The sequence below is a fragment of the Pseudomonas brassicacearum genome, assembly GCF_003732265.1.
GTDB lineage: Bacteria > Pseudomonadota > Gammaproteobacteria > Pseudomonadales > Pseudomonadaceae > Aquipseudomonas > Aquipseudomonas brassicacearum_D.
In genome coordinates, this window is record NZ_MOBK01000039.1 from 360 (window position 1) to 595 (window position 236).

Consider the following 236-nt stretch of genomic DNA (forward strand, 5'->3'; position numbering starts at 1 on the left):
CGCTGAGCGGTGAAGCCTATCGCAGCGCGTCGAGCAAACACGGCGTGTGGCTGGGCATTCAGCAGCAAATCACCAGCATCGCCAGCGATAACTCGCGCGGCCTCAGCGTGTTCGCCAACGGCACCATGCACGACAAGAAAACCAACGCGATCGACAACTACGTGCAGGCCGGCATCACCTACAAAGGCCCGTTCGACGCGCGCGCCAAGGATGACATCGGTTTCGCCCTCGCCCGC

1 protein-coding gene is annotated in these 236 nt (G+C 62.7%); it reads left to right on the forward strand.

The annotated features are described in order from the left end of the window. Positions 1-236 (forward strand): carbohydrate porin (locus BK660_RS32715; protein ID WP_185045249.1); only part of this gene is annotated, 236 nt, incomplete at both ends.